19 protein-coding genes are annotated in these 24,985 nt (G+C 66.8%); 12 read left to right on the top strand and 7 right to left on the bottom strand.

Features of this window, described 5'->3' with window-relative positions:
• Positions 1-207 precede the first annotated feature (207 nt).
• Positions 208-651, bottom strand: coding sequence for a hypothetical protein (locus ACIQF0_RS46210; protein WP_401041209.1), 444 nt, complete (start codon positions 649-651; stop codon positions 208-210).
• Positions 652-1,120: 469 nt separating this feature from the next.
• On the opposite strand from ACIQF0_RS46210, the gene ACIQF0_RS46205 reads away from it, so the two are divergent.
• The 5 genes from ACIQF0_RS46205 to ACIQF0_RS46185 all read left to right on the top strand — a co-directional run bounded on the left by ACIQF0_RS46205 (position 1,121) and on the right by ACIQF0_RS46185 (position 6,776).
• Entirely contained in the window at positions 1,121-2,566 is a 1,446-nt protein-coding gene (locus ACIQF0_RS46205) for a recombinase family protein (RefSeq protein ID WP_401041208.1), read from the top strand.
• A 471-nt stretch (positions 2,567-3,037) separates the two neighbouring features.
• Positions 3,038-3,247, top strand: coding sequence for a hypothetical protein (locus ACIQF0_RS46200; RefSeq protein WP_401041206.1), 210 nt, complete (start codon positions 3,038-3,040; stop codon positions 3,245-3,247).
• A gap of 254 nt (positions 3,248-3,501) precedes the next feature.
• Positions 3,502-3,672: an integrase core domain-containing protein gene (locus ACIQF0_RS46195; RefSeq protein ID WP_401041204.1), complete on the top strand. Its 171-nt coding sequence runs from the start codon at positions 3,502-3,504 to the stop codon at positions 3,670-3,672.
• 482 nt (positions 3,673-4,154) lie between these two features.
• Positions 4,155-6,440: an ATP-binding protein gene (locus ACIQF0_RS46190; RefSeq protein ID WP_401041202.1), complete on the top strand. Its 2,286-nt coding sequence runs from the start codon at positions 4,155-4,157 to the stop codon at positions 6,438-6,440.
• A gap of 186 nt (positions 6,441-6,626) precedes the next feature.
• The gene (locus ACIQF0_RS46185) at positions 6,627-6,776 is read left to right on the top strand and encodes a hypothetical protein (protein ID WP_401041200.1); all 150 of its coding nucleotides are present in this window, start codon (positions 6,627-6,629) and stop codon (positions 6,774-6,776) included.
• 186 nt (positions 6,777-6,962) lie between these two features.
• On the opposite strand, the gene ACIQF0_RS46180 is transcribed toward ACIQF0_RS46185, so the two are convergent.
• Genes ACIQF0_RS46180 through ACIQF0_RS46165 form a run of 4 tightly spaced genes read right to left on the bottom strand, consistent with a single transcriptional unit; the run spans position 6,963 to position 10,453 of the window.
• Positions 6,963-8,147, bottom strand: coding sequence for a hypothetical protein (locus ACIQF0_RS46180; RefSeq protein ID WP_401041198.1), 1,185 nt, complete (start codon positions 8,145-8,147; stop codon positions 6,963-6,965).
• Complete coding sequence (locus tag ACIQF0_RS46175) at positions 8,050-9,141, bottom strand: caspase family protein (protein ID WP_401041197.1); 1,092 nt, start codon at positions 9,139-9,141, stop codon at positions 8,050-8,052. Before ACIQF0_RS46175 ends, ACIQF0_RS46180 begins: the two co-directional genes overlap by 98 nt.
• Complete coding sequence (locus ACIQF0_RS46170; RefSeq protein ID WP_401041196.1) at positions 9,141-10,055, bottom strand: hypothetical protein; 915 nt, start codon at positions 10,053-10,055, stop codon at positions 9,141-9,143. Before ACIQF0_RS46170 ends, ACIQF0_RS46175 begins: the two co-directional genes overlap by 1 nt.
• Entirely contained in the window at positions 10,052-10,453 is a 402-nt protein-coding gene (locus ACIQF0_RS46165) for a hypothetical protein (RefSeq protein ID WP_401041194.1), read from the bottom strand. The genes ACIQF0_RS46170 and ACIQF0_RS46165 overlap by 4 nt, the downstream gene beginning before the upstream one ends.
• Positions 10,454-10,751: 298 nt before the next feature.
• On the opposite strand from ACIQF0_RS46165, the gene ACIQF0_RS46160 reads away from it, so the two are divergent.
• Complete coding sequence (locus ACIQF0_RS46160; protein ID WP_401041193.1) at positions 10,752-11,225, top strand: hypothetical protein; 474 nt, start codon at positions 10,752-10,754, stop codon at positions 11,223-11,225.
• Entirely contained in the window at positions 11,222-14,023 is a 2,802-nt protein-coding gene (locus ACIQF0_RS46155) for a M48 family metalloprotease (protein ID WP_401041191.1), read from the top strand. The genes ACIQF0_RS46160 and ACIQF0_RS46155 overlap by 4 nt, the downstream gene beginning before the upstream one ends.
• A gap of 449 nt (positions 14,024-14,472) precedes the next feature.
• On the opposite strand, the gene ACIQF0_RS46150 is transcribed toward ACIQF0_RS46155, so the two are convergent.
• Together ACIQF0_RS46150 and ACIQF0_RS46145 are read right to left on the bottom strand one after the other, a co-directional pair.
• Entirely contained in the window at positions 14,473-15,159 is a 687-nt protein-coding gene (locus ACIQF0_RS46150; protein ID WP_401041189.1) for a hypothetical protein, read from the bottom strand.
• Between the two features lie 120 nt (positions 15,160-15,279).
• Entirely contained in the window at positions 15,280-16,785 is a 1,506-nt protein-coding gene (locus tag ACIQF0_RS46145) for a pentapeptide repeat-containing protein (protein WP_401041187.1), read from the bottom strand.
• A 627-nt stretch (positions 16,786-17,412) separates the two neighbouring features.
• On the opposite strand from ACIQF0_RS46145, the gene ACIQF0_RS46140 reads away from it, so the two are divergent.
• The 5 genes from ACIQF0_RS46140 to ACIQF0_RS46120 all read left to right on the top strand — a co-directional run bounded on the left by ACIQF0_RS46140 (position 17,413) and on the right by ACIQF0_RS46120 (position 24,984).
• The gene (locus tag ACIQF0_RS46140; RefSeq protein ID WP_401041185.1) at positions 17,413-17,544 is read left to right on the top strand and encodes a hypothetical protein; all 132 of its coding nucleotides are present in this window, start codon (positions 17,413-17,415) and stop codon (positions 17,542-17,544) included.
• 26 nt (positions 17,545-17,570) lie between these two features.
• Complete coding sequence (locus tag ACIQF0_RS46135) at positions 17,571-17,729, top strand: hypothetical protein (RefSeq protein WP_401041183.1); 159 nt, start codon at positions 17,571-17,573, stop codon at positions 17,727-17,729.
• Between the two features lie 67 nt (positions 17,730-17,796).
• The gene (locus ACIQF0_RS46130) at positions 17,797-19,656 is read left to right on the top strand and encodes a helix-turn-helix domain-containing protein (protein WP_401041181.1); all 1,860 of its coding nucleotides are present in this window, start codon (positions 17,797-17,799) and stop codon (positions 19,654-19,656) included.
• 458 nt (positions 19,657-20,114) lie between these two features.
• Positions 20,115-23,909: a hypothetical protein gene (locus tag ACIQF0_RS46125; protein ID WP_401041180.1), complete on the top strand. Its 3,795-nt coding sequence runs from the start codon at positions 20,115-20,117 to the stop codon at positions 23,907-23,909.
• A 397-nt stretch (positions 23,910-24,306) separates the two neighbouring features.
• Complete coding sequence (locus ACIQF0_RS46120) at positions 24,307-24,984, top strand: recombinase family protein (protein ID WP_401041179.1); 678 nt, start codon at positions 24,307-24,309, stop codon at positions 24,982-24,984.
• The last annotated feature ends 1 nt before the right edge of the window (position 24,985 follow it).

The following is a 24,985-nucleotide window of genomic DNA, read 5'->3' as shown; positions in this document are numbered from 1 at the left end:
TCGTCGCCGTCTCCGTCATTCGCCCACCGGTCCACCCATGCACCAGCACGACCGGGCGTCGCGATGCCGAGAGGTCCGTGTGCTCCAGACTCGGCGGGGTGCCGGCGCAGCTTTCCTCCGCTGTGGGCTGCGCTCGTGCCGGAACGGCAGGGGACACCGCCAGCAGGAGCGCCAGGACGTACGCCGTCGGCTTGCGCACGCGTGTTGTCATGGCGTGGCCTCTGTCCAGCTGATCCGCCACTGGCCGTCGACCGCGACGAGCGCCACCGTCCACACCGCCGCGGCCGGTCCGTTCGTGCGTGCGGTCATCCGAGCTGTGCCGTCCCCCTCCACGCGGAAGGTCGCGATGTCGAGCTCCACCGACGAGATCGACGCCAGCTGACCCGCCACAGCAGGGTCGAGCGCTTGTTGCGGTGAGACGGCGATCGCTTGCCGCAACCGCTCTTCCGACCCGCTCGTGAGGTTCGCGGCCATCGCCGTCGCCTGCTCCTTCGTCAGGGGAGGAGGAACGTACGTGCTCGGTGGCGCGGTGGTCGACGACGACGTCGTCGCGTCGGTCGCCGAGCCGCTACCGCGCAACAGGAACGCGATGGCCGCGCCGATGACCACCAGCACGACCGTGAATGTCACGACCAGCGTGCGACGAGTCATGGCTACTTCCTTGTGAGCGCGCGGTTCCGCCCGCATCGTCTTCTGTCGACGCGCGGCTGCCGGACCGGCGTTTCCCCTATCGGTGGCCCGAGTTCGGTTGTGACCGTTCCAGCGGAGGTTCACTCGGCCGGCTCAACGGGACCACCTGTGTAACGAGCGCGTGTTGGGGCGCAATAAGAAAGGGCCGATGTCCGAGGAACGGAGCGTCGCCGTGGCAGCAACCATGAGGCGGATCGAACGCCTTGCGGTACTCCGACGGGACCGGCTCGGTGGAGTCCTCCACGAGTATCGGCATGTCGCCTGAGCTGTGCGGACGTAATTTTCGGCACGCACAGGTCGGGACCTCGTGCCCGACGTCGGCGAAGAACAGTCCGAGAGTGGCGGACTGCGCTGTTCGGGTGGACGTGCGCCGGGTCTCGTCATGTGCCCTGGGGCGTTGCGGTCTCGGCTCTGACCTGAGGAGCCGATGATGACCATGCTGACGAACGTCGAATTGCTGGCTGTGGTGGCAAACCACCGACCAGTGCCAACGCCGATGCACGAGGCGGGTGTGCGGTTCGCGTTCTATGGCCGGATGTCGACAAGTGAGTTCCAGGACCCGCAGACCTCTCGAGCGTGGCAGCGTGCCGTGTCGGATGAGTTGATCGAGGGCGTCGGCTCGGTGGTGGTGGAGTTCTTCGATATGGGGCGGTCGCGTCGTTGGTCGTGGTGGGAGCGTCCAGAGTCGTCTGCGTTGCTTGCCGCGGCGGCCCGGTCAGACCGTGTGTTCGACGCTGTGGTGATCGGTGAGTACGAGCGCGCCTTCTACGGAGGTCAGTTCCGCGAAGTGGTCTCGCGGCTGAACGAGCTGGGTGTTCAGGTGTGGCTACCTGAGGCTGGCGGTCCGGTCGAATTGGACAGTCCAGTCCATCAGGCGCTGATGGTGTTGCTTGGTGCACAGGCTCAGCGGGAGGTGGCCCGCGCCCGGCAGCGCGTGCTCGCGGCGATGCGGGCGCAGACGAGCCAGCAGGGCCGGTTCTTAGGCGGCCGTCCGCCCTACGGGTACCGCTTGGTCGACGGTGGTCCGCATCCGAATGCCCGGCACAGCGGGTGGGGTAGGCGGGTGCAGGTGTTGGCGCCGGATCCTGTGACCGCGCCGTGGGTGCGGTGGATGTTCGGTGAGCGTGCGGGTGGTCGTGCGCTGGCGTCGATCGCGCGCGAACTGAATAGCCGTGGTGTTCCGTGTCCGTCGAGTGCGGATCCGGGACGCAACTCGCATAGGACGGGCGGGCGGTGGATGGTGACCGCGGTCGCGGCGATTCTCGAGAACCCGCGGTACACCGGCAGGCAGGTGTGGAATCGGCACGGGACGCGGGGGAGGGGACCTGGAGGCCGGCGCGGTGGTCGTGCCGCGGGCCGAGTGAACCGCAACCCGGTCACGGCATGGGAGGTCTCGGAGAAGCTCTCGCACGAGCCGTTGGTCGACGATGAGACCTTTGTGGTGGTTCATCGAATCAGAGCATCGAGGCAGACCAAGGACGGCGGGGCACGCCGATACGCGTTGGCTGGTCTGATCGTTTGTGGGACTTGTGACCGCAGGATGGACGCTCACTGGGTGCACGGCAGGCCTGCCTACCGGTGTCGGCACGGCTTCAACAGTGCGTCGACCAGGCCTCCGGACGCGCCGGCCAACACCTACGTCCGCGAGGACGTCGTGCTTCAGGCGCTATCAGGACTAATCGCTGAGCGCGGGCGCAATCCGGAGTCCGATCTGGCAGCACAACTCCACGATCTACAACTAGCAATTACCTGCGTAGGGTCTGATCTGGAACTAAGACCCTGGCTAACCAGCCGAAATCCCGCGCGAACTCTACCTGCAACGCAAGCGGCGTTAGCGCTGGATTGGGGATCGGGAACGCCGCCGGTGCCCATATAAATCAATTGCCCCACAGGGAAAATCGCTCCCGTGGGGCAATTCCGTGTCCGAGGGGGACTTGGCCCCCCACGTGTAGCAAGCGTGCGCAGTTCGTGTGTTCATGCGCTATTGGATAGCTCGAACCCAGTATAGAGGGCCAGTCGACACTAATCAATCTTTTGTGCTGATCAGTATCGACTGGAGCAAGAACTTTCGCGGCGACCTCTTCGACCGCCCGCTTATCTGGAATCAGGCCCATTTGCGCTAGGCGCTGGGTGAGTACGAGCGGTACTGCGGCGAGCACCGAGCCCGCCGATCGCTCGCTGACGCGGCATCCCTGCGGAGCCGGCCTCAGCCTGGCGAACCCGCTCAGATCGAACGCCGCATCAAAGATCGACATGTTCTTCTCGACTGAGTCATCCACGAGTATCGCCATGTGCCTTGACCAGCATGGATGTAGTTTTCGGCACGCACAGGGTCGATGAGCCTGTCGTGGCACTGATCGAGCGGATGGCGCGGGAGAACGCCGGCTGGGGTTACCGCCGTATCCAAGGTGAGCTGCTCAAGCTTGGTCACCGGACGTCCGCGTCGACTGTTCGCCGGGTGCTGAAGCGTCTGGGGATACCGCCCTCGCCGGCCCGGGATACCGACACGTCGTGGCGGCGGTTTCTGCGTGCTCAGACGGCGAGCATGCTGGCGTGAGACTTCTTCCATGTCGACTGCGCGGTCACGTTGAAGCGGGTATATGTGTTCTTCGTGATGGAGGTCGGCACCCGCTATGTCCATATTCTTGGCACTGCCACCAACCCTGACGGCCGGTGGACTACACGGCAGGCTCGTAACTTCCTCATGGAGCTGGGTGCTCGGCCAGCGAGTTTCGTTTCCTGGTTCGTGACAGGGCTGGCCAGTTCACGGCGTCGTTTGATTCCGTTCTCGCTGGCGCCGGCATCGACGTTGTGAAGATCCCACCGCGATGTCTGCGGGCTAACAGCTATGCGGAACGCTTTGTCGGCACCGTCAGACGCGAGCTCACCGACCGGCTGCTGATCATCAACGAGCGGCACCTGGAGTCAGTGCTGAACCGCTACGTCTCCCACTACAACCACCGGCTACCACACCGAGCGTGACGCCACACTCCACCACGACCCGATCACCCAATCGCAGAGCCGCGCTGCAGGTCCGTGCGTTGTCGGCGAGTACTAGGTGGACTGACCAACGAGTACGAACCTGCAGCAGCGTGATGCGCAGGTCAGGCTGCTGGGCCGGGTTTTGGCACCCCACAGGATCCGACCGGCACCGGCCGCACACGCTGGACGATGCGCTGGAAACCCGCGCTCAACGCGTTCGACATCGCCTTCGGCATCGCCTTCGACGGCTGCCTGGCCGCCGGACGCGATTAGTTTTCTTCAACCCGAGTTACCCCGTTCGTTTGACAGACCCAGGCGCCACCGTGACACGGGGTGGTGAGCGGCACGCTGTGGATTCTTCTTCCTGTGAAATGGATTCGGCGGTCAGGTGAATTTCGTCGGCACCAACCGGTGTCCCAGTGGTGTGGTGGAACTCTGGGGAGCCGCCAGTCAGTGACCGGACCGGGAGGTGTCTTCCGTTTGTGACACCCGAGGTGGAAGAACCCAACGACCCTGACGCCGAGCCCGTCAGCGGTGACGGTTCTAGTGTGCACAACACGGCTTGCGGTGTCGTGGGTGCGGTGGTGCAGGCCGGGGTGGTGCACGGTGACGTGCATCTGCACTCGCCAGCGACGCCACCTGGGCCGGTGGTGCCACGTCAGCTGCCCGCCGCGCCAGGACTGTTCGCGGGGCGGACGACGGAGCTGACCAGGTTGGACCGTGCGTCGACCGCCGCCACCACGTCAGACGGGGACACGGCCGTGCGGGGACCGGCTCGCGCCGCCGTGCCCGCTGATGTGCCTGTCGGGGGTGTGACGGTGGTGGTCTCGGCGATTGGTGGGGCCGGCGGGATCGGCAAGACCTGGCTCGCGTTGGCGTGGGCACACCGCCACCTGGACCGGTTCCCCGACGGGCAACTGTTCGTGGACCTGTACGGGTTCAGCCCCACACATGAGCCGATGACTCCGCCGGTGGCGGTGCGCGGATTCCTCGACGCCCTCGGGGTCGATCCCGGCCGGATCCCGGCAGATCTTGACGCACAGGCCGCGCTGTATCGGAGCCTGTGCGCCGGGAGGCGGATGCTGATCGTGCTGGACAACGCCGCCACCGCCGAGCAGGTCATCCCATTGTTGCCGGGCAGCCCGACCTGCACCGTACTGATCACCGGTCGCATCCGGCTCGCCTCGCTGATTGATCGGCATGGCGCCCGTCACCTGACCTTGGACGTTCTGACCCGGGACGAGGCGCGTGCCCTGCTGGCCGCACGTCTGGGCGCGGACCGTGTTGCAGCCGAGGACGGCGCCGTGGACGAGCTGGTCGCGTTGTGCGGAGGCTACCCGCTCGCCCTGTCGATCACCGCCCGCCAGGCCGCGACCCGACCAGGCCTCCCGCTGACCGAGATCGCCGCCGAACTGCGCGAGCTCGGCCTGGAGATGCTCGACCACGACACCGACCCCGCCGCCAGCCTGCCCGCCGTCCTCTCCTGGTCCCTGCGCCGGCTCAACGACGAACACCGCACCGTGTTCGCGCTGCTGGGCATCACCCCCGGCACCGACACCACCCCGCCCGCCGTGGCCGCCCTCACCGGCCTGCCTCCGGCCCGCGTCCGCAAGGCGCTATCGGCGTTGGAGGACGCGTCCCTGCTCGAACGACGACCGGGCGGCCGGTACGCGATGCACGACCTGGTCCGCGCCTACGCCGCCACCACCGCCCACCAGCTGCCCGACGATCTGCGAGAGATGGCCCTGATGCGGGTGATGGACTTCCACCTGCATACCGCCCACATCGCCAACCGCATCCTGACCCCCGACCGCACGCTCATGCAACCCGACCCACCCGCACCCGGCGTCCACCCACACTCGCTGCCCGACACTGCGGCCGCGATGGCCTGGTTGCAGGCCGAGCACAGCACCCTCCTGGCCACCCAGCGCACCGCGGCCGCCCTGGGCCGCCACCACGCCGTCTGGCACCTCGCCTGGGCACTGGACACCTTTCACCTCCGGCGGGGGCACCGGTGGGACGCGCTCGCCATGTGGCGGGCGGCATTGGACGCCGCTACCCACCTGCGCGACCCTGCCATCCTCAGCCGTGCGCACCGGATGCTCGGCTATGTCTGTGCCGTGCTTGGCTTGCACGAGGAGGCCATCGGACACCTGGACCAGGCACTCGACCTAGCCGTACGCCACCACGACCCCACCGCACAGGCACACACCCACCGGACGCTCGCATACGCCTGGGGGCAGCGGGAGGATGACCGGCGGGCACTGGGGCACGCCCGACACGCCCTCGACCACTACCGCACCCTCGACCAACCGGTGTGGGAAGCAGACGCGCTCAACGTGGTGGGCCGGTCCGCCGCGCGCCTGGGCGACTACGACACCGCCCGCGACCACTGCCACGCCGCCCTCACCCTGAACCGGCACCACCACGACCCCGACGGTGAGGCGTACACCCTGGACAGCCTCGGGCTCATCGCCCACCGCACCGGCGACCACCAGCGAGCCCTCGACCACTACCACCTGGCGCTCGCCCTGCACCGCACCCTCGGCAATGCCTACGAGGTCGCGACCACTCTCGACAACCTCGGCCACCCCCAAGCCGCCCTCGGACAACTCGAGCAGGCCTGCGAGGCGTGGCAGGAGGCGCTGGAGCTATACCAGGAACAAGGCCGCGACGACGACGCCACCCGCGTGCAGCGGCAACTCGATGACCTCGGCACGAACCACGACGCTGACCAGCCACCTCGGGAGGTCGAATTCGGAAACTAGACTTCGGTCAATTAAGCTCGCCGCCGCTTGGACGCAGCCCGCGATCGCGTCGGTGAAGCCTTGGTCCTGCATGAGCGTGTTGATCGTGAGCGCTGCCTGGATCAGGCTGTGGGGTGCCAGACGTCTGCACATATCCGTTGAGCTGCGGTGACCAGGCCCTGTTGTTCGGTCGGCATCATCGTGGGCGTGGCGCTGCGACTGCTATACCTCATCTTTGCCAAGCTAGGTGGCTGGCTGATCCTGCTCGGCCGGTCTCCGGCAGCGCAGGACGTCGAGTTGCTGGTGTTGCGGCATGAGGTCGCGGTGTTGCGCCGTACTCACGGTCGTCCGCGATAGACGGAAGCGCAGCACGGTAGAACAGCACGTGAAGACCTTGGGAGTGGGACGATTTTGGTCGAAAGCTCTACTGCCACGGGCTTCGTCACGTCCGGGCGTTGACACCCCGAATACCGCCGTTTGGGATCGACATCCCTTGCGTGCCAATACATCCGGGCGAGGATGAAGGAGGCTCAGTTCGGCGTGTCATGAAATTTCCAGCGACACAACCAAAATCTCTTTTCTCGGTCGCTTCTTGAGGCCGGTGATGACACCGTCGCTCTTCATCTTCTCGAACAGAGTCCGGTGCGGCTGGTCTTCCGGTACGTCGAACTCGTTCTCGTCGCGGGTGACCAGCGAGCTGTACGGCTCGCCGAGTTGCGCCAGCACCGAAGCGATGTCCTGTCCGGAGGGCAGGGGAGTGCAGGCGACCAGCAGCTGGCTCGTCAGGTCCGGGGCGTGGGTCGTCGCGGCCACCCTGCACACCTGGTCCAGCGGGAGCGACCGCTGCAAGCTCAGGACGTGGAGTCCTGCCGCACGGAGCGCGGCGGCGTCATCTTGCGGGACGTACTGCGCGAGTTCGCTGACGACCATGTCACGGACCGGCAGTGGTACCCGTTCGCCGGCGAGCAGCTCCGCGACGAACCCGTCGACCAGGGTGGGCGACATGAACTCAGCGAATCCGGACGACTGGGCGATCGCGGGTTCGATCGCCTCCCAACCGGCGCTGCGAAAGTGCAGGAAGGTGTCAGCGCTGTCGTCGACGAGATTGTGCTTGAGCAGCAGCGCTAGGAGGACGCCTGTTTCTGGGGTGATCCCCGCGGCCGGGATGACCTGGCGGAGGTCCATGCTCACGACCAACCCGATCCGGTGACGAGCGTCAGGGATGGTGGCGGTGGCGTTGAGGACTTCGATGGCGACGGCGTTCGCTTGGTCCTGGTCGTTGTGCTCGTCCTGCTCGATGTTTCCGGCTCGGACGAGCAGGGCCGCGAGGTGGTCGTCGATGGGGCCGACAGTCGAGAGGTAGCTTCGCACGTTCCGCACCGTCGAACGGAAGAGGTCGTGTGCGGCGAGTACCGGCCAGCACTGTGAGGGAACCACTTCGAGCTGCTCCAGCCTGCTCCCCGGGGCGGCGGTCGTGAGGAGGGCAGCCACATCAGTAAGGTTCCACGCTTCCGCGTCGTTGAGGAACCCCACGAGAGCCGGCTCGGTCAGCACTGAATGCGGTTTGCGGATGTCAGAGGCCAGGACCGCGAGGTACTCCTGCGGGCTGCGTAGGCAGCGTTTGTACACGTCATCGTTTCCGCGGACCAGATCGAGGCTCACGTCGTCCCTGCTGCCCAGCGCTTCGCGCAGGTTGTCCGCCGTGAGGCGGTACAGGTCCTGATGCACGACCAGGACGCGAAGAGGCTCGTCCAGTCCGGTCAGCCGCGGGAGTACGACGCCTGCCTTCGCGGCGGTAGAGGCCTGGCCGCAGTGTCAGCGCCAGGTGGTTGCCGGCGACCGGATGCGTGGTTCCCGTGTCGTCGCCGCGAAAGACCTGCACGACGCCGTAGAACGGCCGGGGAAAGACGAACCGCACCTCCCTGGCTGGTGGGCGCAGGCTCAGCACGACCGACGCGGTCTTCTTGGGGTGGAAGTCGGCGACCTGGTCCTGTCCCAGGCAGAGGCCCACGTAGTTCTCGATGCTCGCCAAGGTGATGTCGTTGGATTCGTTGACCGCCGCACCTCGCAACGCCTCCAGCAGCGCCCGAGTGAAATGTCCTCGCGCTCCAGACCCTGACATCTGCGCGATCGAGCTCCCACCCGCGGTCGTGGCGTAGGCGACGACCGCGTCCGTGCTCATTCCCGACGGCTCGTTGGTGAACGGTGGCACGAAGCCGTATGGGACGTTGGACGCCACCCGGCAGCAGTCGGCGAACACGAACACCTCCCGGAACAAGCCGTTCTTCCGGTGCCACCGCGCGTACTTCCTCAGGTCGACGTGATAGCCCAGTTGCGGCGTCGCGTCTGCGGTGAGCAGCGCTCCACCGGCGCCGTCGCTCGGAGTGATGCCGTGGCCCGCCACGAAGACGTACAGCCGGGTGCGTGAGAACGCCTCCGGGTCGGTCGTGACCGCCTGGCGCACTGTGCACTGCACGTGGTGCATCGCGTTGATGATCTGCTTCTGCGTAGGAAGGACCGAATCGATCGACATGACCGGATCGGACGCCTGAACCGTGATCACGTTGGCTGGTGGCACGGCGCCGAAAGCGGGGTCGACCAGCCAGTCGTAGAACTGCGCCGCGTCGTGCCGTGCGCTCTTCAGGTCCGCCAGCGCCGGGTAGTGGTCGATGCCCACGACGATCGCGAAATGCAGGTCGTTCTGTTTAGTGAAGGTCGTCATCAGGTGGCCTTGGGCTTGAGCTCGCGGTCCGGGGAGGTGCCGCGGTAGAGGTACTCGGTCAGCGCGGCACCGTCGTCGCGCTCCTCCGCGGTGCTGGTAGGCAAGGAAAGGCGCAACTGCTCGTACAGCGACAAGCGGTGCAGGTCGATCGCGCTCTCGGTCAGGTCGCTGAAGTTGCTGACCCGCGGTGGCAGCCACCAGCACACCGAGGCGGCCACGACCGCGGCCCCGGCGGGAACTGCCCACCAGGCCCAGAAACCGAACAGGGCGAACGCTGCGCCCCAGACCGTCGTGCAGCAGACGGCGTCGACCGCCGCGCGGCCGACACTCAGTTCGTCGCGGACCTGTTGGGGCAGTAGAAGCCACAGCCGCGGCCACACCACAGCGACGCCCAGACCGTACTTCTCCTCGATCCTGCAGTCCGAGGCGCGTACGGCGTTCCCGACCGGAGTCGGCAGAAAGTCGGCAGTCGGGTAGCGGAGCAGCCGAGCGTCCAGCCGGGTGTAGTGCTCGCGTTCCTCTGGTGTCGCGTTAGGCAGTTTGCCCGCGATCGCCAGCCACTCCGCGTCCCACCGCTTGACCTTCGCCGCCGCCTTGTCTGCGAAGACGCTGGAGAGCTTGGACAGTCCCCAACCGCGCCATGGGCCCTGCACAATGGTCAGCACCAGCGGTGCGACGCGGCGCACGAACAACGCTGATCCGCTGGCCACGACAAGCGCAGCGACGCAGACGGTGACCTGGGTGGCTACGGGCTGCCTCAGCACGACATCCATCTGCGCGCCCAGGCCACCGTTCCGGCGTCGTGCATACACCACTACCAGCACCGCACCTGCCCAGAACACAAATGCCGATCCGGCCAGTGCCGCCCACCTGTCGGCGAACTTGCCCGCCATGGCCTCCCAGAACTTCGTCATGCCGCCACCAGCGCACCGCTATGGGTTGGACAATTGGGCGGTGTGTGCGCAGCAGTGCGTTGGTACCAGATGAAATCGCCGTAGGGGCACTTGAAGCAGCGAGCACGCACCGGTCGGGGAGAGCCAATCGGATCGACGCCTCGTTCTTCAACTTCCTGGATTTCTGGCGGTCGGAGCTTGTCGTCGTCCAGGACCCGGCGCACCCACGTCCTGATACGCGCATGGGTGTCGAGGACTTGGATCAGCTGCACGGCGAGCTCTGAGCGGTCCATGTCCGCGTCGTTGAGCAGGTGCGACACGACCCGGTCGATCGTGTTGGCGTCGTCGGCCGACACTAGATCCGGGAGGCACCCGCGAATGAGCGCGGCGGCCTCCCGCACCCGCGACGGCTCGTCCACTGGTTCCACCTGTTCCCCTGTCCACGACGTGTTGTGACGACACCATCGGCGAACCAGGGATGGTGTTACACACTGCAGGAAGCGAGCGTGGGCAGTATTTCCAAGCCAAAACGAATACTTGATCAGTCCACGATGGACATAGGGGCGACGAATCCTGGCGCGGGTCTGAAATCTGAGCGCGGGGCGAGAGCGCGGTCGCGGCTTAGCTTGCCGCGATTCTTTGTAACGAAACGACAGGACCTGTCGAAAAGTCGTCGAGCTCGATCAAAGCATCGGACGACAAAGAACTCGGTGGCCCATGACAGATCAGGCAATTCCGGTTGGCGACGCCCTGCGCGCGGCACAGCTCGACGTGGTGATCGCGGATCTCGCGCGTGATGTCGTCCACGAGGTCGTGCCCGAGCAGTCCGACTACTTCGAGCTCCTGTTGAAGGACGGGACCGGTACCCGGCGGCCGTGGACGGGCGGGACGATCGGGTCGGGTTCTGAGTTGCCCGTCGTCGCCGACGTGATCATCACGCTGCTGACGGGCACGGTCGCGCAAGTCTGGGGAGCCGCTACGTTCGCGCGGCTGCAGCGCAGGCGAGGTTTGCGCCGCCGCCGGTCCGTCGAGACGGCGCAGATCACCATTGATGTGGGGGGCATCGACAAGGCGCGTGCCGTGTGCATTGAGCACGGGATGACCCTGGGGCTGTCCGAGCAGGAGGCGACCATGCTCGGCGATGCGGTGGACGGCGTGCTGCGCCGGGCCGTGACCGGTACCGACCGGTGAACCCCGCCAGAGGCCAGTGGTGGGTGTACACGGCGGTGGCCGTCGCCTTGGCCACCTCTGGCATCGGGGCCGGCGAGGCGTGGTTCGCCGCGCACGATCTCGGAAACGCCGAGGCAGTCGCGAAATGCCTCGTGAGCGAGGGCATCGACCTCAAATCCGCGCCCGATGTACTGCTCGCCGCGAGTCCGTTGTTTCTCGGCTGTGTCGAGAACTCCCAGCGGGTGCTTGCCCTCTCCGCGCTGACAGGAGCAGTGTCGCTCCTCGCTGCGGCGTGGCTGCTGATGATCGTGGGTGGGCTGGTCGTCCGGTGGCGGGTGCGGCCTGCCGATTCGCTGCCTCCGGCGGCCACGGCGTTGTTCGCCCGGTTCGACCGCTTGTGCGACGAACGTGGTCTCGGCGGGCGCCTCCGGCCGCAGCTCATCATTGCGTTGCCCGCGACGGGGTTCAGGGAGGCTTTCACGACCGCGCTGCCGGGAGGACGGCCCCGAGTCGTCATGCCGCTCAACTACGCCTACGCGGACGAGGCCGCCTTCGACGCCGTCGTGCTGCACGAACTGGCCCACGTGCGCGCACGTGACATCACGTGGGCGTCAGCGGCGTGGTGGGCGGGATGGCTGTCCGTGCCGTCGCTGCTGCTCGCGCTCGCTCCGCTGTTCTTCACGTCTTGGGACTTCTGGACGTCCCTGATCGCATGGCGCCTGTACGGGGCTGCTGTGCTGCTTGCCGTGCTGAGCACGATGTCCGTGCTCGTGCTCCGCGCTGTGTTGCTGCGACGACGCGAAACGATCGCTGATCGCTACGTCGTCGAGGTGACGGGAAGCCCGGATGCGCTCACGGCGTTCCTGAAACCTCGCCCTGGTGACGCACCACGCCGTCTGCTGGCGACCCATCCGAGTCCCGCACGACGGCTGCGCGACGCGGCCCACGAAGTGAGCAGCGGCTACGGCGGATTCGTCTTCGCCGCGGTGGTCGGGATCATCTCGATGCGGCTCTACCACGCCCTGGATTCCGTGCTCTCGGGACTGCTCGGGCTGAGCGTGGATTCCCGCCTGCCGGACGAGCTCGCGGCGGCGGTCACCAGCGGCCTGTGGGCGGCGCTGCTGTTGCCCGCGTGGACCCGGCGGGCCGCGTTGCCGACGCCCCGGTGGTTCACCGCGTGGACGGGAGCGGTGATCGGCCTGACCGTCGGCTACTGCGTGAAACCCCCTGGCGCCACCCAGATCACCGTGGAGTTCTACAAGCTCGACCTGATCTATCTGGTCGCGGCGTTGATGCTGGCGGTGTTCGCCGTGGTCGTCCTGACCAGCGGTGTGGCCGCAAGGCTCACGCAGCCCTCCGACAGCGTCCTCCGCGGACGCTTGAGTGCGGCGGGCGGCACTGTCGCCGTCACGGCCGCACTTACCTCCGCGCTCGTCGCCGCGACGACGGCCGCCACGGCGTACGTGTCCTTCCGCGGGGACCTCGCCGCTCTGCGCGCACATGTCCTCAGTGCCTCGCCGGGGTGGACTTACGCCGGACCGTTGCTGGTGCTGGGCCTTGTTCTGCTGACCCTGCGTTCCCCCCACATGACCGGCGTCGTGGTTCCTCTCGCCGCCGGGCTTACCGGTGGAGTGCTGGGTTCGCTGGTCTGGTTGCTGCGCCGCACGGAAGGGCAGCAGCCGGACGAAGTTACCTCCGCGCTGACCCACGAGCGCTGGTTGATCTGCGCGTTCGCCGGTCTGGCCGCCGCAGTAGCCGTGGCGCTCGCCCACAGGGCCCGCGAGGAGGAGTGCCTTGCGGCACGCGTGCCCCTCTGCATCCTGCACGGGCTGCTCGCCGCGGTGCTGGCGGGAGGCGTGCAGTACGCGGTGATCCTCACCCGCGGCGTCGGCGAGATGTCGAACTTCTTCGAACAAACCTTGCGGCTGCCCGGCTGGCTGTTCGTGGTCGGGGCGATCACGACGCTGCCCTTGCTCCTGCTCCCTCTGTTGCTCGTGTCCCAACGGAATCCGCGGCTAGGCACGCCATTCCGCGCAGGTGGGGCAATCGCTGGCACGGTTGTGCTGACCGCGGCACTGCTCAGCGGTGCACTGTCGGCGATCAAGATCAGCGAGCGCGACGTCCAGCACACCACCAGGCTGATCAACGCCATCGCGATCCCCGAACCTCCAGCCCTGCCAGCCTCGCCCAAGAATCCCGGCCGTGCACTGTCCCAGACCGCAGCCACGACCGCGCTCGATCACCTTCCCACGCTGTTGCCGGCCTCGGCTCTGGCCACGGCCGCACCGTCGCGGGAAGAACTTGAGGCCGACATGCGGACAGCTCCGCCAACGTGCGGAGACTCGGTGAACGGCTACGACTCCGCCGAGCGACAACTCTCCCGCACTGCGGAGGCCAGGCGTGACTTCACGTTCACGCCCGAGTGGCTGCCCCTCGGAGCGACACTGGTCGCCACTGTCACGTCATACGAGCAGGAAGCGGGCGACCTCTCCGCGTTCGACGATGCCCTACGACCGTGCAGCAGCTTTCTCCAGCCAGACAACACATATGACGGTGGCTACCTCAACTGTGCGTGGGCTTCTAGCAAGCCGACCAGCGGCGCTCACCAAGAACGCCGTCTGATCATCACCAGCAAGGGCACGATCAAGGGGTACCAGCTCACGCACGTCACCCTGAGCCGTGTGGTTTCGTTGCAGCACAACCAGATCACGGTCGGGGTGACCTTCCACCATGGCCGGACCCCGCCGCCACCGCACGTGATCGCCCGCCTTGACCAATTGACCGAAGACGCGCTCGCGTCCTTGCTCGCCCACCTCTGAACACACGCAGCAACCGGTAAGGGCTCATCCCACCAGGCCGCCGACCACACCGGTCTGCCGGCGTTGCTGCCGCGATGCGACACGCTGCAGGCGGAGGCCGCGATGCCCTGGATGAGGCGATCCTCGCTGACCGGCTCGCGCAGGGCTACCGTGCACACGGGGAAGCGATGAGACGCACGTCTGGGACCCACCTCAAGTCAGTGCTGAGCCGCTATGTGTCCACTACAACCATCGGCGGCCACATCAAGCGCGACACCACACCCCACCGTGACCCCATCACCCGAACGCAATGCCCAGCCTTGAGTCCGTGCGACGCTGGAAAGTACTCGGCGGCTTGATCAACGAGTATGAACCTGCGGCAGCCTGATAGACCAGGTCAGTGTCACCGGACCGTGTTTTGGCACCCCGCAGGATTGCGCTGTGGTGACGTAATGGCAGCGAGGATGATCTCAATATAGCACGATATTGTGTACGGCAAGCGGCTTTTCGTATCCATCCCCTTCGGTAAAGGTTAGAGTAGCGGTCCTTATTTCGTAGAGTCCTTTTCGGTGAAAGTTTATCGTACCTTTCCTGCTCTGTCCTGCTGGAATGGTTTCGAACCAATCGCTGAGAGGGTAAGGTGTAAGGGTGGTTCCATCTGGAAGGGTCAGTTGACTGCCGCGGGAAGGCAAGTTTACGCTCTGGCTCGTAGATCTTGCCGTAGCTGTCAATTTAACCAGATGTGCGGTTACCTCGATGCTGTCTATGGATATGGATACTTCGCTAGATGCCGCAAACGCGGCTGGGTGATATTGCCGCCCTGTCTCTGTTGTGTATGCATCTCCGTCCGCAGCCTGGGCTTCGGTTCTGTTTTGTGCTTGCGTTAACGAATTTGTCGCTATGCTAGAAAGGACGACGGCGGAAATCGTCAGCGTAGCTACCGAGGCTGCGGTTCTGGCAGTGAATCTCTTCTTCCAATTGCCTTGAAGGCTCACAAGTGCAGCCAGGAATGCTACTAGTGCAAGTACCGCTGCGATTGTTGAATGACCGCTGGCGGTAAGTGTAATTACTGCTGCTACATCGGCAAGAATTCCAGTCGGCCTCCAAACGTGATCTGCTTTTCTCTCTGGCGCGCTAGTTTGCTCGTCCTGGGACATCGAGTTAGTCTCCGGTCTTGCTTCTGTAAGCAGTAGTCTGACTAGCTGGTTGTGAGTGGCGTTACAAGCTCGATGGCGCCAGGTTGGCGACTATCTCGTTCTAGCATTCACTGCTCCGTGTTAGTCCTGCGCGAAGTTCCACAGCACGGCGGCGAATTCAAGCTCCCGGGACCCTGCGTTGTCGGCGAAGTACCGCCATTCCCCATCACTGCCCTCGCTCTCCTCCCAGTTGGTCGGCCACTGCTGGAACAGCGGCACCCGCCGAGCCCGGACGTCACTGGCACCGGCGTCGTCGCAGTCGCCGAGATCGGCGGCGCCTTCGAACCACACGTTGTGGAAAAGGATGCCGGTCGACAGGCCGACGCCGTGGAACCAGGCGTCACTCCTGAACTGGACAGCGGCCAGCAACGGGGTGCTCCCGGTGAATTCCGAGTTGTTGAACCACACCTCGTCGAGGAACGTGACGTCCGAGATCCGGGTGGGCCCTTCGAAATACGTTCCCCGGAAGCTGACCTCGCCCTCGAAACTGGTCGACCTGATCTCGACGGCATCGTTGAACGTCACACCGGTGAACTCCACCGGGCCGAAGAACCCGGAGTCCGAGCACCGCGCGGACCCGCCGAAGCGACAGCCGGCGAACGAGGTGAACCCCGAAAAGGTCGTCTCCGCCAGCGACACCGGCCCCACGATGCCGGACCCGCCGAAGTCCACGTCGGCCAGGAACTTCACACCGTCGAGCGCCAGGGCACCACCGATGTGCACCTGCGTCGCCATCAAGACTCCCTCGAACGTCGCGCCGGTGAGGTTGAGCTCCTCGACCGTGCTCAGGCCGGTGATGTCACACGCGTCGACGAAGACCGACTCGACGAACAGGCCCTTCTCGACACGCCAACCCGCCAGGTCGAGGTTCTTTAGCCTGGCTCCCGAAAGATCGATCCCGACCGCCCAGTACTTCCCGGCGCCCTGGGTGAGGTGCTCCTGCAGGATGCGCAGCGCCGCACCACGCACCTGAGAGCTCTTGCTCATCGTGGCGGCGTCATCCGCCGAGGGGGCGGGCATCCTGAGAAGCGAGCAGATCACGTTGACCACGGTCTGCCGCAGCTCCGGGTGGTCGTTGGCGAGGCGCTCGAACCCGTAGAGGCCCGCGAGCTGCACCGCGACGTTGTCCGACCCGAACTGCTCGGCGGCCTTCGTGTACAGCTCCGTCAGCCGGCGCTCGGCGGCGTCGTGCCGCGCGTCCGCCGCCACCTGCTCGGCGTGCAGTCGGGTGACCTCCGCGGTGCGCTCAGCGTGCTCCTGGGTCCGGTCGCGCTGAACGAGCTCCACTTGCCGGTTGCGCAGCTCGTCGTGCCGCACCTCCAGCTCCAGCTCCTGGGTGCGCTGTCGGCGCGCGGCGAGGTAAAGCGCGAACAACCCGCCGCCGCCGATCGCGATCCCGGATGCCGCCTTGATGACCTCAAGCTGTGTCGTGGCCTTCTTCTCGGGGTCGGCCAGCGCGAGGCTGTCGACCCATCGCCACATCACCATCAGCGCCACGCCGGCCACGAGCAGGACGACTCCACCGACCACTGGCACGGTCCATCGCGGCAGCGGCAGCCGCCGTGGGCCTTCGGGCGCCTCGCTCACGATGCTCGATGATGCTGCGGTCGGTTCTGTCACAGCAGTCCAATCGGTCTGAGGCAACGCAGCACTACCGGCCAAACGAGTGATTGTCGGGCGGCCGCAGTTATTCTTTCTCGGCCGGAATCGCGTCGACTGCATCGAGCACTGTGCCTGCCACCCACCTGGTAGCGATCTTGGCTCGGTGCTTGTTCCTTTGCGTGACAGCGGATGCGGGATCGCCGTCGTAGGTGTGTTTAGAACCATTTAGGAATGCATCAGTCAGATTGAAGCGGCGCTGGGGTGGTCCACCGGAGACCCAGGCCGCAAATCCGTACGTCGTCGGCGAGTGCTTGGCGGCTTGATCAACGAGTACGAACCTGCAGCAGCGTGATCCGCAGGTCAGGCCCGTTGAGCCATTTTTGGCACCCCACAGGTCCACGGCCGGCACGGCGCAGCACTCCTGTGGGTCAGTTTCAGCCTGTAGAACCCCATCAGATCGAGTGCCTCACCAGTGATCGAAGACCTTCGCGGCGGAGTCATCCATGGGCATCGTAATGTCACTCGACCTGCGTAAACATGGTTTCGGCACGTGCAGGGTCAGGAAACGGGGCGCGACCAGCGCCTCGACCGACTGACAAGGGGATTACCTGAATGGCACTGCCCACCCTCAATCCCGAACAGCGCCAGGCCGCGCTCGCCAAGGCCGCTGAAGCCCGCACGGCGCGCCCGGAACTGATGCGCGCCCTCAAGGCCGGCGAGACGACGCTCGCGCCGAGGTCCTGATCCAGGCCGAAGGCGGCGACGAGATCGTGAAGAAGAACAAGGTGCTGGCGGTGGTGAGGGTGTTGCCGGGCATCGGGGACGTCCGGGCACACCAGCTGATCGAGCGGGCCGAGATCGCCGAAAGCCGACGCGTCGGTGGTCTCGGCCAGCGCCAGCGTGAGGTCCTTCTCGCCGCGATCAGGTGATCCGGCGTTCCGCACCGACGGTGCCCGGCGAACCGGGCCTCGCGTGGTGCGCGGGATGATAACGCGCATGACGGCTTCTGGCCTAGAACGCGCGCGGCAGGCTCTTCATCGGGGCGACGCTGAGGCGCTGCTCGGCGAGCGGGAATGCGCCTGGCTTGACGTGAAAGAGCGCATCTACCCGCTGGACAAGCCCAAGGGGCCCGAAGAGCTTGCCAAGGACGTGGCGGCGTTCGCGAACACCCCGCACGGTGGTCTGCTGGTGGTGGGTTTCGCCGCCAGGAAGGAACACGGCGAGGAGATCGTCGACGCTCTCCGCCCGGTTCCCCGCACGCTGGTCAACCTCGACCAGTACCGCCAGATCATCGCCACGCGGGTGCTGCCCGCGCTGCGCGAGGTGACGGTCGAATGGATCGACCGCGGGAACGACACGGGCGTGCTGGTCATCGACATCCCGGTCCAGCCGCGATCGAGTCTGCTGTTCGCCGTGCCGGCGTCGACCGGGACCACCGAGGTGAGCAAGAACGCCGTCAGTGTCCCGGTCCGCCGCGGCGACGGCACGACCTGGCTGCGGCCGTACGAGATCCAGCACTTCATCGGGCTGGGTTACGCCAACTCCGGCGACGGGGCCGACAAGCTGGCTGCCGCGCTCGCGGCCATCCAGGCCCCTCGCGAGGAGAAGCCGAGATACACCGTCGGCGGCGGAGCTCCCGTATGGGCCCGGATATTCCAGCAGGCCGTCCGCGACCTAGCCAAGCACGGCGTGACGCTCGGCGCCCCTGTATCCGATGCCGACCCGATCGGCCCCGGCGTGGCGCAGCACTTCCGAGCGCCGGGGCAACAGGCGGGCTGGGTGTTGTGCGCCCAGCCCCGGCACCAGCCCGTCGCGGTCGCCGAAGAGATCTGGCAGGCGCTGTGCGAGCAGGGCAGCGATGCTCCGGACGGCGACGCGCTGGGCGCGCTCGGATTCCCCGCCGGAGTTGCCGCGGTCACCAACGTCGTCGACCGGGACGTCCCGGCGGTGCCCTTGACCGGCGGCCGCTGGGGCCGTGGTCGGCTGGTGCGCGACGCTGTCCCCGGCGGGCGGGGCTGGCAGTGGGCACCCGACCCAGTCGCCAGCACGACGACGTCGGCGGCGACGCGCAACTGGACCGGCTCGCCGACTCCGCCGCAGCTGCGGGCGCGGGTGCTGGCGATCCTGCCGTTCGCCGACGCCGACTCCGCCAGGATCACCCCCGACCGGCTGGCCGCGGTGCTCCCCAGGCTGCCGTTCAGCGCGCTGAACGGGTTCACCACGAACCTGTCGCGCCGGCGTGGCGGCGAGTTGCCCGCGGGCGTGTGGCTGCCGGGCGCCAACGGCAACGCCAGCGACCGGCTCAGCTACACCTGCGAAATCACCGGACCGAACGGGGAGCTCGTGCTGTCGGCCGAGGTGATGATGACGCTGCCGCCGACGTCGCGCAGTTCCGCGGTCGTCACCTGCGCCGAGGTGCGCATCGAGAACTTCGACGCCTGGGCGAAGGCCCTGCGCAATCCCGTTTCAGATCTGCGCTGGTCGGTGGACGACCTGGTCGAGTTCTTCGTCGCGGCCTGGGACACCGCGACCGAGCTGCTGCCCCAGCTGATCGATGGCGTCGAGAACGGCTCGTCGACGCGGGTCGGGTGGGGCGGAGTTCCGCAGGTCGAGCTGTCGATCGGCGCTGAGTCGCGACATGATCAGCCGACCGGGGATCAGCTGGTGTTGGCCGACGTTCTCGACCTCGACCCGTTGGGGCCGAGCGATCGCCGTGATCAGCTGACCGGGCTGTTCGTCTCGGTGCCCTCGGTGCCGGGGCTGGAGGCGGACTCGCGGCGTCGCGTGCTCCGGTCGGTGCTGGCCGAGATGGCGCACCGCTTCGGCTTCATGGAGGTCCGGGAAGACACCTTTTGACCCGCGACGCCGGCCAGGACGGCGGCCCGGCCTTCCTCGCGCTGAGGGAGGCCGGGGCTGGCGTCGGTCGCCGAACGCCGAGTCGGCACGCGGTGGGTCAGATCTCGCGCTGCGCCTGATCGAGGACGGTAATCAGGGCGTTGCGGTGGTCGCCCACATGTGGCTGTGTCCGCATCAGCTGAGGTCGAACTGAGCGAGCAGGAGTAGAGACAACCGGCAGATGTGTGCTTGGTCGCGAAGGATGGCGAAGCATGCTGGCCGAAGGCGGTCGACAGTGACTCGGGAACGGGGGGCCACCGAACGATCCGGGTGGCCCTTTCTGTCGGTGCCGTCCGGCAGGATGACCCGGTGACGATCAGCGACAAGGACCGAAGATCCTTTGGGGGCGGTCGGGCAACAGGTGCGCGCTGTGCCGCGAACCGCTCGTCGCCGCCGAAACGCCCGCGGACGGAGCCGCCGTGGTCGGGGATGAGGCCCACATCGCTGCTCGGTCACCGGGAGGGCCCCGCCACGGGCAGTGCCCTCCGGGCCTGGTGGACGACTACAGCAATCTGATCCTGCTGTGCCGGGTGGATCACAAGAGGGTTGATGACCAGCCTGGTCACTTCACGGTCGCTCTGCTGAGGAGGCGCAAGGCCGAGCACGAGGCCTGGGTCGAGCGCTTGCTCGCGGCCCGCCCCACGCTCAGGGGCAAAGATCCGGAGCCGATCTTCGCCGAGGTCCTGGCGGACGGCTTCACGGGCCGGGCGTGGGTGCTGGACGCGATCGACGAGTTCATCGCCACCCACCCCAGCGGCTTCGTCTGGATCGACGCGGAAGCAGGCCTCGGCAAGACGTCCCTGGCGGCGCATCTGGTCCGGGAACGAGGCTGGCTGTCGCACTTCACCCGCTACGCGAGGGGGCGTGAGTCGGCGAGCGCGCTGGGCAACCTCGCCGCGCAGCTGGCGTTCCGCTGCCGGCTCGCGCCGGTAACGGAGACGGTCACCCCGGAGGCTTTCGAGGCGCTGCTCACCGAGGCGGCGAAGACGTCGGGCGGGCCGTTGGTGCTCGTGGTCGACGGACTGGACGAGGCCGACGCCGTGGAGGGCATGCTCCCGTGGGGTCTGCCCCGCGTCCTCCCGCCAGGGGTGTTCGTCGTCGGTACATGCCGCACGGGTCATCGGCCTGGCCGGGTCGACTCGCCCTCCGCGGTCCTCCCGATCGCCGCCGACGACCCGCGCAACCGAGACGACCTGACCCGCCACCTGAGCCATGTGGTGCAGGAGAAAGCGCTCGCCGAACGGCTGGCCGCGGCTAACATCGGCGCCGCCGACTTCGTCACGGCACTGTCCGAACGGTGCGGTGGCGTCTGGGTGTACCTGAGGTACGTCCTGGCCGAGGTGCGGCTGGGTCACCGCCGCGCGGACGACATCGCGAGCCTGCCCGCGAGCCTGGGCGCCTACTACGCGGAGCACCTGGAACGCTGGACCGAGCCGGGTGTCCGCACGCTGCTCTCGACCCTGGCGGTCGCGCGCGAGCCGCTCACCGTCAAGGTGGCGGCAGCGCTGTCGGGTGAACCTGAAGGATCGGTGCGCGGCTGGTGCGTCAACACGCTCCGCCCGTTCCTCACCGCGTCGGCCGGCACCCCGCGCAGGTTCTCGATCCACCACGCCAGCTTCCGCGAACTGCTCACCGGCGCACCGCCCGCAGGCGCCGACGACCTGGCGGCGTCGTTGGCGGAAACCCTGGCCGAAGAAGCCGTGGCGTGCCACGACCGAATCGCCGACCGCTACCTGACCCTGTTCGCCGACCTGGGGAACGATCTTGCCACAGCGCAGGTCGACGAGGGCTACGCGCTGCGGCACCTGGCCGCTCATCTGGTCGGTGCCGGCCGACCGGACAACCTCGACGGCCTCCTGCGCATGGAGCACCGGGCCAGCGGCAACCGCGTGGTGAACACGTGGCTGACTGCGAAGAACAACGACCCGACCGGCTTCGTCGAGGACCGCAAGGTCCTGCGGGACAGCACGCCGGACCTTGCGGTGGAACTCCGCTGCAGGTTGATCGAGTCGGCGGTCGAGATCTCCAGCAGCTCCTACCCGGGAACGCTGCTGGTAGCACTGCTCAAGTACGGCGTCTGGCCGTTGGAGCGGGTGTTCGCGAACGCGTTGCGCGCACCGCGAACGCTGGGCGAAGTGGCGCACGAACTCCCCGAGGAGCTGCTCCCCCGAGCACTGGACGCGGTTCTCGCGCTGGACTCCGACTGGCTGGAGGGAGAGGCGATCGAGGCGATGGCTTCGTGCCTGCCGCCGGAACTGCTCGACCGGGCTCTCGCGCACACGTGGAAGAAGATGCGCAAGACGGATCACCGGGTGACGGCGGAGCTCGGGCTGTTTCCGCACCTGTCGGCGGCACAACAGGGGAAGGTGCTGCTGCCGCTCTTCGAAGACATCGAACGCATTTCGCATCTGAGCGGCCACCGGTCTCGGGTGCGGAAGCTGGCCGTCTCCGCGCGTACGGTCTGGGTGCCTCTGGTCGCGAAGCTGATCTCCGACTCACCGAAACTCTCGGACTGGGCGCGGTACGGCCTGTTGTCGCAGGTCCAGGACCGATCACCGGCGAAGTACCGGCACGTCGCCATCGATGCGCTGGCCGCGGCGAAGTCGAGTCTCGAGGGCGTGGAACGGCGCTGCGCCGACCTGATCGACTCCGGTACGTACGACGTGGCGACGGCGACGAGTCTCCTGGACGACATCGCCGCACTTTCCGATCACCGCAGTGCTGATTGCCTGGCTGTCCTGGGCGAGCACCTCGAACCGGCCGCGGCCACCCGTGCGCTCGGCCCTGCGATGAGGATGAGCAACCGGTGGAGCAGGTTGATCGCGGTCGCGGCGCTCGTCGGTCGTGCCGCCCCTGGGGTCAGAGGCGAGGCGATCCTGGCCGCCACGACGGACTTCCGGCACAACAGCCTGATCGAGGCGGAGCTCGAGCAGCTGCTGCGCCACATACCTCACGAGGCTCTGCTCCAGGTCGTCGATGAGCTGTGCGCGCTCGAATCGAGCTATTTCGAACTGCTCCGACCCGCCTTGCGTACAGCGCCGCCCGAGATCAGGTCCGCGGCACTCGACCTCGTCCTGAACTCGATTCGCGACGCGGACCTCGGCCACGCCGGACGCCTCGCCGATTTCATCGACGTCGTCCTGCCGGAGAACCGCCTCGAGTTCATCAACGAGGTGCTGGCCGCGGCGAGGAGCAACCGCTACTCCGCGCTCTCCTTCTCGTCGACGTTGGCAGCTCTTCAGCCGACGATCGAGAGCGACCGCACCGACCTCGAGATCGCGGCCGACGTCAGCAACGCGTTCGAGCTCGCCGAAACGGGCAAACTCGCGCCCCTGCTGCGGCTCGCCCCTCACCTTCCCGACCCGGAGCGCGCCTTCGACATCGTCTCGCGAACTCCCAAGCCGTTCGATCGCGGAGTCGCGCTGGCCGTCCTAGGGCGGCACCTCAGTCCTGCGGATCGGGTCGGCCACGTCGCACTGGCCTTGGACGCCGTCAACGCCTGCGGGTCGACCGAACGGCACGTCGTCCTGTCAACCCTCGCCGACCAGATGTCCGCCGATCAGGTCGAGCAGGCGCTGCGCACGAGGTCGGAACCCGGCACTGCGACGGACGTGGCGATGACGCTGACCCAACTCGCTGGGCACCCCGCGTTCTCGTTGACCTCGAACGACATCCTGAACACGGTGACCGAGATCGATCGGCAGGAGGAAAGGGCGCTCGCTCTGGTCGCGATGGCTGCGCTCCTCGCGGGACCGGCGTTCGCACGCGCGATCGAGATCGCACGCTCGTTGGACCAGGTGAGCCCGCGCGCGTTGGCCCTCCTTCGCCTGGCACACGCGGCAGGCAGGGCGGACCTGGTCACGGAAGGCCTCCAGGAAGCGGCGAAGATCGGCCTCGACGTCTACTACAACCTGGGCAACAACACCCGAGTTCCCACGCTCGAAGGCGGTACGGTCCGGGATTCGGAGCTGTGTGGCATCGCGCGACCCTATTCGGCGCGCCCGGTGACCCCGGTCCTCGTGGCGGTCGGCGAGATCGGGACGGCGGAGGCCGACGAGGTTCTCGTCGATCTGCTCAGGAAGCAGGCAGGCTGGACACACCCCGCGCTCGAGGCGCTCGTGGGCACGGCTCCCTTCCTGTCCCGGATCCTCGGAGCGAGCGGGGTCGCCGAGGTGCGGCGGACTCTGCACGACATCCAGCGGTGGTGGCCGTGAAGGATCCGCGGAGTGCTACGCGTTCAACAGGTCCAGGTAGCCGGTGGTCGTGCGCCACAACGCGTCCGCGTGCGGGGTGGAGCTTGCCGGGGCTCCAACGGCGAACTGTGTACTCCTGGTTGGCCCGCCGCAGCGCGTTCAGGCTCACCGCGAGCTCATCGGCGACGCGTTGCTTGAGCTCGCCTAGCGCTGGCACGGCCTGGCGCACGAGCTCGGCCGTGCCGTCGCCGACGGCCGCGAGAGTTTCCTCGTTGTCATCTGAGTTAACTTGCCGCGATGGTGAGTCGGCCTGATGTCTGGTGTGGCTTGCTCTTGGGCTATTCGGGTGGAGATGGACCAAGATGTCGTCACGATGCCTTTGGCAGCTGGGTCTCGGTTTTGACCGAGGGAGCTGACTGTGGCCACGTTGACGAACGCCGAACTGGTTGCCGCGTTGACGGGACGTCGCCGTTCAGCGGCACCGTGTGAGGAGCCTGGCCTGCGCTTTGCGTTCTACGGCCGGATGTCGACGAGCACGTTTCAGGATGTGCAGACGTCTCGTTCGTGGCAGCGCAGCGTGTCGGATGAGTTGATCGAGAGCGTTGGCTCGGTCGTCGCGGAGTTCTTCGACGTGGGTGTGTCGAGGCGTTGGTCGTGGCCGGAACGTCCGAAGGCGGCGGCGTTGCTGGCCGCTGCGGCAGACCCTGGTCGCGAGTTCGATGCGGTCGTGGTTGGTGAGTACGAGCGGGCGTTTCACGGTGATCAGTTCCGTGAAGTGGTGACTGGGCTCAACGCGCTTGGTGTTGCCGTGTGGCTACCGGAGGCGGGCGGACCGGTCGAGCTCGGCAGTGCTGTGCACGAGGCCCTGATGGTGTTGCTGGGCGCGCAGGCGCAGCGTGAGGTGGCTCGGGCACGGCATCGGGTATTGGCGGCGATGCGGGCGCAGACGCGTGTGCAGGGGCGGTTTCTGGGTGGTCGTCCGCCGTATGGGTATCGGCTTGTTGATGGTGGTCGGCATCCGAATCCTGTGCATGGGCGGTGGGGTCGGCGGGTACAGGTGCTGTCGCCGGACCCGGCGACAGCACAGTGGGTGTGAT

This window comes from Lentzea sp. NPDC092896, from assembly GCF_044754905.1.
Taxonomy (GTDB): Bacteria; Actinomycetota; Actinomycetes; order Mycobacteriales; family Pseudonocardiaceae; genus Lentzea.
Note: the sequence above shows the minus strand (reverse complement) of the source record. Positions and strands in the feature narration are given on the sequence as shown.